The 7,997-nt window shown below is 62.9% G+C and carries 8 protein-coding genes; 2 read left to right on the plus strand and 6 right to left on the minus strand.

Annotated features, from left to right (window positions below):
* Together VIH17_10135 and VIH17_10140 are read left to right on the plus strand one after the other, a co-directional pair.
* Positions 1-295 (plus strand): iron-sulfur cluster assembly scaffold protein (locus VIH17_10135; protein ID HEY4683591.1); only part of this gene is annotated, 295 nt, incomplete at its 5' end.
* Between the two features lie 206 nt (positions 296-501).
* On the plus strand, positions 502-1,212 hold the full coding sequence (locus tag VIH17_10140) for an HAD family hydrolase (protein HEY4683592.1): 711 nt from the start codon (positions 502-504) through the stop codon (positions 1,210-1,212).
* 212 nt (positions 1,213-1,424) lie between these two features.
* Here the strand turns inward: VIH17_10140 and VIH17_10145 are convergent, their stop codons facing one another.
* The 6 genes from VIH17_10145 to VIH17_10170 form a co-directional block, all read right to left on the minus strand.
* Positions 1,425-2,015 (minus strand): nucleotidyltransferase family protein, encoded by a 591-nt coding sequence (locus VIH17_10145; GenBank protein HEY4683593.1) that lies wholly within the window; start codon positions 2,013-2,015, stop codon positions 1,425-1,427.
* A 21-nt stretch (positions 2,016-2,036) separates the two neighbouring features.
* Positions 2,037-3,029 (minus strand): xanthine dehydrogenase family protein subunit M, encoded by a 993-nt coding sequence (locus VIH17_10150; protein HEY4683594.1) that lies wholly within the window; start codon positions 3,027-3,029, stop codon positions 2,037-2,039.
* Positions 3,022-5,355: a xanthine dehydrogenase family protein molybdopterin-binding subunit gene (locus tag VIH17_10155; GenBank protein HEY4683595.1), complete on the minus strand. Its 2,334-nt coding sequence runs from the start codon at positions 5,353-5,355 to the stop codon at positions 3,022-3,024. Before VIH17_10155 ends, VIH17_10150 begins: the two co-directional genes overlap by 8 nt.
* Before the next feature lie 3 nt (positions 5,356-5,358).
* Positions 5,359-6,162: a (2Fe-2S)-binding protein gene (locus VIH17_10160; GenBank protein ID HEY4683596.1), complete on the minus strand. Its 804-nt coding sequence runs from the start codon at positions 6,160-6,162 to the stop codon at positions 5,359-5,361.
* A 43-nt stretch (positions 6,163-6,205) separates the two neighbouring features.
* The gene (locus tag VIH17_10165; protein HEY4683597.1) at positions 6,206-7,045 is read right to left on the minus strand and encodes an XdhC/CoxI family protein; all 840 of its coding nucleotides are present in this window, start codon (positions 7,043-7,045) and stop codon (positions 6,206-6,208) included.
* A gap of 489 nt (positions 7,046-7,534) precedes the next feature.
* Positions 7,535-7,997 (minus strand): hypothetical protein (locus VIH17_10170; GenBank protein HEY4683598.1); only part of this gene is annotated, 463 nt, incomplete at its 5' end.

The raw sequence follows: 7,997 nt of genomic DNA on the forward strand, positions 1-7,997 counted from the left end.
GGAAATGACCAACCCTGCTTGCGGCGACGTCATGCAGCTTGGGCTTCAGGTTGTGGACGGCAAGATCGTTGCCGCACGCTTCAAAACCGTCGGGTGTGTGGCGGCCATCGCGTGCGGTTCCATCCTGACAGAAATGATTTCCGGGCGGAACGTGACCGACGTGAGCCGGCTCACTGATCGGGAGATTGCCGCGGCGCTGGGTGGGTTGCCGCCCGCCACGGCGCATGGCAGCCAGCTCGCCGCCGATGCGCTGCGGGCGGTCCTGGCGAAGCTGCCCCCCGGATGTGAAATTTAGCACGGTGCTGAACAACCTCCCGGGGCTGTCATTCCGAGGGGTGGCGCTCTTGGCCGACCCGAGTCCGCCGCGGCGGATGCTTTCTTTCGACCGCGGGAGCTCCCCAAGCAGATTCCTCGTCCCGAAGCTTCGGGACTCGCAATGACAGATAAGCCACTTCTTCAGCATCCTGTTAGAATTCAGGGTCGAGGTTTAAGAGAAACACTTTGGCAGCGAAGCGGATCATCGACTGGGTCTTTTTTGATGCGGGCGGCACGCTTCTCTTTTTGGATCCGGAGCGCGTTGTAGATCTCCTGGGCACCAGAGTTGACGGGGCATCGAGCCGGTTGCAGTCCGCCTGGTATCACGCCATGCTGGCCTTTGACGAGCGTGTGCTGCGCAAGGAGAAACAAGAGGGAAGCCTCTGGCTCTGGTTCTGGCGCGAGATTTGCCGCGCGGCCGCTTTCGAACCGCCTTCGGAGGAAACCGCCAAACGGTTGTGGGAAGAGAACCTCCGGCGCAACCTCTGGAGCCGGACCACCCCGGAGGCGCTCCGGGTCACCCAGGCCCTTGGCCCCGCCGCGGCAGGCTACCGCTTGGGAGTAATCTCGAACAGCGACGGCAGCGTGGCCGAGACGCTGGTCACCGCCGGGCTGGGCGACCGCTTTGAGGTCATCTTGGACTCAGGTGTCGTGGGTGTTGAAAAACCCGACCCGGAAATTTTCCGCCTCGCCCTCCAACGCGCCGGAACCAACCCGGAACGCGCCGCCTTCATCGGCGACAGCTACACCGCCGACTATCTCGGCGCAAATGCCGCCGGATGGCATGCTGTCCTGCTCGACCCTCTCGGCCTGCACGCCCAGAGGCAGGTAAGGAGCGTCAAAGCGTTGACCGAATTCGCGGCCAGTTTAGGGCCAGCGCGTGGCGGCCGCCTTTAGAGTTTATGTGAAAACCCATCCACGCCGAGCCCGGTGGCACCCGCCACCGGGTTTGTTCTTCGTCCCCCAGGCAGGAGCCTGGGGGCTCAGAGTTGTGCTGGGCGAACCCATCTTGCGGAAGAAACTTCTACACACACTGTTTGCGCGCGCACCCGTGCAAGACAGTTGGGAAACCGATATCCCATCCCCGCCACGGGAAGCCGCCGCTATTCTCACCCGTTGGCGGAAGCGATACGGCGATAGCTTTCCGGATCGTCTATATCGAGGATCACGCCTTCATCTTCCGTCGGAACTTCCAGGACATTTGCGGCAAACTTGTGAACGACGGCGCGGGCGCCCTGTTCGAGGGGCGCCGCCAGCAATTCGCCAAACAGAGACGCGGCGAAAAGGACCGGGTGGCCGCGACGCCCGCCCAAGGTGGGGATCACGATGCGTTTGCCGCTCTGGTAGTAGCGGTCGAGCAGAAGCCGCACCGTTTCCCGCTCGATGCACGGATGGTCCACCAGGCAGACCAGAGCGCCGTCCACAAGCTGTTCGGGAATGCTCCGGATGGCCAGTTGAAGGGAAACGAGCTGTGGCTGCTCGGGGTGGGGGTTGACAACGAGCTGCGCGGGATCAAAGGCGATCTCTTCTCGTACGGCGTCGGCATTCTCGCCAAGAACAATGCGAAGGAAGCCGATGCGCGGCTGGTGCAGGATCTCGATCAGATGGCCGAGGAAAGTGGACCCGCGATAGGCCAGCAGCGCCTTGTCGCGGCCCATCCTCGAGGAACGACCCGCAGCCAGAATGATCCCCGCGATCATGAGCGTCTAAGTCATTACCGTCTAGCTCGTTCGAGCTTGCGCAGCCTGGAGAATCGCTCGCTTCACCAGATTGCGAGCGAGCGCGACCTTGTAACCATTGTGCGTCATCGGCCGCGCGCCTTCCACCGCTGCCTCTGCCGCCCTCGCCGCCACCCCCAGGTCAATCCTTGCCCCTCGCAACACCCCTTCTGCCTGAGAGCAGCGCCAGGGAGCCGGCGCCACCGCCCCCAGAACCACCCGCGCATCCCGGCACTCCCCGCCGCTCATGTCCAGAACCACCGCCGCTGCTACCACCGCAAAATCCCACGTGTTCCGCTCCCGCACTTTCAGATATCTTCCGCCCCTGCCTGCCGCAGCCGCCGGTACCCTGATTTCTTCCACCATTTCGTTTTGCTTCAGGACGTTCTCCCGGGTGATGTCCACGCGCGGCAAAATAAAAAACTTTTCAAGCGGCATCGTCCGCGGCCCGCCCGGGCCGACAATACGGACCTCAGCATCGAGCGCCATCAAGGCCGGAGCAAGGTCGGAGGGGTGGACGATATAGCAGCCGGCCCCGCCGAAGATCGCGTGGTACTGATTTTCTCCGGCCACCGAGTAGCAGATGGGACCGCCCTTCCGCCGGCAATGGAGAGCTTCGTCGCGGTAATACCAGCAGCGCGGCCGCTGGCACAGGTTCCCGCCCACGGTGGCCACGTTCCGGATTTGCGGTGAAGCCACAACTCCAACGGCCTCGGCAAGAATCGGAAACATTTTGCGAACCACCGCGTCGTCTTCCACTTCCGATAGCGTCGCCAGCGCGCCCAGACGGAGGTCGCCGGCCGGATCGAAGGCAATGCGTCGCAGCCCCGCGTTCGCCTTGATATTGACCAGTTGCTTGGGCTTGATCAAACCCTCTTTGAGTTCATCGAGGAGATCGGTGCCGCCGGCGATGATTTTGGCGCCGTCTCGCACCGTGCCCAGCAACTCGATGGCCTTGGCGCTCGTGGCGGCATTTACGTAGTCGAAGCTATGCATGGGCCGCCCCCTTCTCGCCGCGGCGAGCCGCCAGAACGCGTCCCGGCGTCATCGGCAATTCGGTGATGCGGATGCCGATCGCGTCGTACACCGCGTTGGCAATCGCCCCGGCGGTAGGAATAATCGGCGGCTCGCCGAGACCTTTCGCGCCCACATTGTTGGCAATGGGATCGCTCATCGGAACGAAAACGGTTTCGATTTCCGGGATGTCGCAGGACGTCGGCAACCGGTAGTCGTGCAGGTTGGCGTTGACCATTCGCCCCGTCGCGTTGTTCAGCACTCGCTCCTCATACAGGGCAAAGCCGATGCCTTGTATCACTCCCCCCTCAACCTGGCTGGAGGCGGTCAGCGGATTCACGATGCGGCCGCTTTCATGCGCCGCTACCACCCGCAAAACCCGCACCTCGCCGGTTTCCGTGTCCACCTCCACTTCAGCAAACTGAACTCCAAATGTATTCAGGGAAAGCCCCGGCGGGTTCGGCCCGCGCAGCCCTTTGCCGATAATCATCTGGTCAATCTTCGCCGCCACCTCCTTGATCGGCACGGAATGGTCGGGACTCGCCGTGTCGTAGATCACCCCGTCTCTCAAATCCAGCCGCTCGGCCGGCGCTTTCCCCAGCCTCTCTTCAAACTGCTCGGCGGCCAGCGCCGCCAACTGCCGCTTGACATCCGCCGCCGCATATCGCACCGCCGGCGCCACCGAGGGAACCGTGATGCTGCCTCCGCTGAACGGCCCGTAGGGCACCGCATCGGTATCCGCCACGGTGATCGTGACGTGCTCGAGCGGCAGGCCTAGTTCTTCCGCCGCCACCTGCGCCATCACCGTCTTGGTGCCGCAACCGATGTCTTGCGTGCCGGCCAGAAGCCGGGCCGTGCCGTCCCGGTTCAATTGCACAACCGCGTAGGCCGGCGGCCCGCCGCCACCCCCCCAGATCTGCGATGCTAGCCCAACCCCTCGCTTCTTCGTGCTGGTGGCGTCGTCGCTCCTGCCCGGCCGGCTTCGCGCCGCCGGCCAACCAAAACGCTCCGCGCCCAGCCGGTACGCTTCATCAAGGCCCTTGCTGGAATAGGGCTGGTTCCGCACCTGGTTGTTGGTGGCGTAATTCTTCTGGCGAAATGCGAGCGGGTCCATGCCAATGCGCTCGGCCAGCATGTCCATGACCTGCTCCAGCGCAAACGTGCCCTGCACGTGCCCCGGGCCGCGCATGGGCCGAGCCTGGCCGGCGTTGATATAGACGTTCGACTCCTCCGTCTTCACGTTTGGGCAGCGATACATTTCCCGCAGCGGCGTCCCGGCACCCGCGCCTGAATCGTAGGCCCCCACCGGGCCGGCCGATTTGAGAAAGAGCGCCGTCAACGTCCCATCATTTTTGCAACCGGCCTTGATCGTTTGCGCGCTCGACGGCCGGTTGCCGGTATTGACGCAGTCTTCCTCGCGGTCGAGACTGATCTTCACTGGCCGGCCGGTCTGCCGGGCCAGCAGGGCGGCCAGCACCGTGTACTTGTTCAGCCAGAGTTTGCTGCCGAATCCCCCGCCTATAAACGGCGCAATCACCCGCACCCGGCTCAAAGGCAGGTTCAAGGTTCGGGCAAGTTGCTCGCGCACCCCGAACACCGCCTGGGTCGAATCCCAGACCACCAGCTTGTCGCCCTCCCAGCGAGCCACGCTCGCGTGCGGCTCCAGGCACGCGTGGACCTGGACTTGCGTCCGAAAAGTTTCTTCGACAACCGCGTCTGCCTCGGCAAAGCCTTTCTCCACGTCGCCCCGAGCATAGACGGAGGGCTTCCCGCCCTGAAGGTTGCCGCCCGGATAGACCTTGGGGGCGCCTTCCTCAAGCGCTCTTTCCGCATCCAGCACGAACGGCAACTTCTCATATTCGACTTCAATCAGTTTCAGAGCCTCTTCCGCCGTTTCCTCATCCAGCGCGGCCACGCAGGCCACCTCATCGCCGACATGCCGGCAGACCGGGTCCAAAAGAAAACTCTGTGTCCCGTACCACGGAATCTTGGGAGCGTTTTCGTGGGTGAGGACGGCCTTTACTCCGGGTAGCTTCTCCGCCTTCGAGGAATCAATGCGGATGATTCTTGCTGCCGGAAAGGGCGAGCGAAGGATGCGGGCGTGGAGCATGCCCGGCAGGTTTACGTCCTGGGTGTAACGCGCCTGTCCGGTGATTTTTTCGACGCCATCAACGCGCGAGTGAGGCCTGCCCACCACCGAAAGTTTGGCATCGGGCGGCCAAACCGGCGGCTCGTCCTCCGGGACTTCTACCACCACTTCCTGGTAGCGGCCCTCGATTTCAATCGTCGTCTTGACTTTCTTGCCCATCAGCTACCTCCCCGCGCGTGACGGGGCAGGGAAGAGCCTTGCCTGCCAGGCTCCCGCTCGCGCCGCGATCTGCCTGCCGGATTGCCCGGAGCGCATCATTTCCCCCGCCTCGCGGGCTGCGCGGAAGATTTTGGTATAGGTGCCGCACTTGCACAGGTTCCCGGAAATCCCCTGGCGAATCTCCTCGAGCGAGGGCTTCGGGTTCCGCTCGAGCAAGGCCTTCACCGCCAGAATCATTCCCGGCGTGCAGAAGCCGCACTGGAGCGCATCGTTGCGCAGAAAAGCTTCCTGAACGGGATGGAGGCGGCCGCCTTGCGCCAGGCCTTCAATGGTCACGATATCGCGGTCATTAGCCTCGAGCGCAAGCATCATGCAGGCATACACGGGCTTGCCCGCCAAAGACTCTTTTGCCGGCAATTCCACTTTGTCGTGGGCGGACTTGCCCGCCGAACTCCCGCTGGCGGATTTGTCCCCCACCAGCACGGTACAAGCCCCGCACTCGGCCCGGTCACAGACCTTTTTGGCCCCGGTCAGGTGAAGATGATTCCGAAGAACATCGAGCAAAGTCCACCGCGGCTCAACCTGCAACGCATAGACCGACCCGTTGACTCTCAGCCGGATGGGGACGCGCTTGCGCGCTCGAGCCTCGGGAGCCTGCTCGAGAACCTGAGCAGCACCGAGCAAGCCGCCGCCAAGCTTGGGCATCGCCACCGCGACGGCTGCCGCTCCACCCATGCTTTTCAGAAATTTTCTTCTGGAAGTGTAGGGGCGCCCTTCAGGCCGACCCTTCTCCTTGCCACGTGCCATGGTGGCCTCCACGGGCGGCGCGGAAGTAGTTGGGGGCTTAGTGTTATCCCTTGTCTTGCGAGAGCTGCTGATACAATTGGCTGGCCGATTTGCTCGGTAGCCCCTCGGCATGCCGGCGCACCGCGATCATTTCCGCCACAATGCTCACCGCAATCTCTTCCGGGGTGAGCGCGCCAATCTCCAATCCCACCGGCGCGTGCACCTCGGCAAAACGCTCGGAAGAGACACCTTCTTTTTCGAGCGCCCTGAAGACGGAAATCACCTTCCGCTTGCTCCCGATCATCCCGATGTAGCGATTGGGCACGCCCGCCGCCCAACGCATCACCCGCATGTCGTCCTTGTGGCCGCGCGTTACGATCAGGATGAAACACGACTCGTTGGTCTGGATGCGCGAGCACGCCGTGTCAAAATCCTCGGCGATCACATCGCTTGCTTCCGGGAAACGCTCCCGGTTGGCAAATGCCGGACGGTCGTCCACGATCACCGTGGAAAAGCCGGCAAGCGTCGCCACCTTCGAAAGGCTCAGGGAAATGTGCCCGGCGCCAAAAATGTAACAAAAAGCTTGAGGAAGGATCGGCTCGAGGAAGATCTCGACCGTGCCGCCGCAGATCAGCCCGTGGTCATAACTGGCCTCGTTGTTCAGGTGAAAGGTGAGCTTGCGCGGCCGTTCCTCGCGCATCACTTCCTGAGCCGCCGCCCAGACTTCCGCTTCCACGCACCCGCCCCCCACCGTCCCCACAATCGAGCCGTCGTCGCGGATCAGCAGCCGCGAGGTCTCGTAGCTCGGAATCGAGCCTTCCGTGTGGACGATGGTCGCCAGCGCTGCCTTGCGCCCCGACCGCCGCAGGCGAACAATTTCCTCAAAAACATCACCCGAAGCCATGATGCCAACTAGAGTAATTCCGCCCAGGGTCGTTGTCAATCACGCACAGGGTAGTGTAGCCGCAAAGTGAGAATGTCCTGGTTGTGCAAAGTAGAAATGTCCTCTTTCATCGGAGCCGGGAGGCGAGAGGAAAGAGGAGCCGATCACCTTGAGCCAGCCGGAGCGCGTTCACTCTGCTTGCCCTGCCTGCCCTGAGTCTTCGACCTCTTCGAGCCTGAGCTCTCAGAGCGAAGGCCTGAGGTCTCAGACCGATGGTCGAAGCCGAAGGGAACGAAGTGAAGGGAACGGGTTCACCGTGCCTGCCCTGAGCGGATGCGAAGGGAACGAGTGCTGTCGCCGCGGCGACCTGTCTCCTTTCGGTAAGAGTTGAGTCTTGCGAAAAACGCAAATCCTACCTGTGGTGAGCTTGTCGAACCACCACCGGAGACCGCCTGCCCCGCCAACGGCGGGGCCTGAGCGCCCTTTTTGTTGGTGAGGATTACGGTTGGGCTACGCACTCCCTTTACCCTCAGCCAGCCGCGGCGGCTGGCCAGGAGTAGTGTCCGTGGAGCGAGAGAAAATTCGCGCTTTTCGAGCATGGGCTTCGGGCGGGGGCCCGGGTCGAAAGGGGCCAGGGACGCGGACGATGACGGTGAGCGGGGGGTGTCGGAGTCCAGGGGGTGAGAAGGAGTATTTCTGCTGCATCGCCTGCCAGTAGCGGAAGTCGGTGCGGGCTTTCTCCAAGCCTATCTTGTCGAGCAGCCAGGCCGAGTGAGCGGCAACCAATTCCCAGGCGTGGCGATAGCAGGCGCAGAAAGCGGGGTTGCGCTTGCAAATGCGCCAGGAGCTTTCATGCACACGAGCGGCGCGGCTGATGGCCCGGATGGTGCGCTTGACGTTCGGGTCGAGGGCCGCTTCGAGAAAGGCTTGCTGCGCCGGGGTTGGTCGGAAGGTCATTGGTCGTTGGGCGAGT

Source organism: Candidatus Acidiferrales bacterium (genome assembly GCA_036514995.1).
In the GTDB taxonomy this organism is placed as follows: Bacteria; Acidobacteriota; Terriglobia; order Acidiferrales; family DATBWB01; genus DATBWB01.

What these genes read in the sequence shown, in the direction of transcription:
- VIH17_10145 (HEY4683593.1), bottom strand. Translation starts at nt 2,015, where the DNA reads ATGATCGCGGGGATCATTCTGGCTGCGGGTCGTTCCTCGAGGATGGGC.
- VIH17_10150 (HEY4683594.1), bottom strand. Translation starts at nt 3,029, where the DNA reads ATGCATAGCTTCGACTACGTAAATGCCGCCACGAGCGCCAAGGCCATC.
- VIH17_10155 (HEY4683595.1), bottom strand. Translation starts at nt 5,355, where the DNA reads ATGGGCAAGAAAGTCAAGACGACGATTGAAATCGAGGGCCGCTACCAG.
- VIH17_10160 (HEY4683596.1), bottom strand. Translation starts at nt 6,162, where the DNA reads ATGGCACGTGGCAAGGAGAAGGGTCGGCCTGAAGGGCGCCCCTACACT.
- VIH17_10165 (HEY4683597.1), bottom strand. Translation starts at nt 7,045, where the DNA reads ATGGCTTCGGGTGATGTTTTTGAGGAAATTGTTCGCCTGCGGCGGTCG.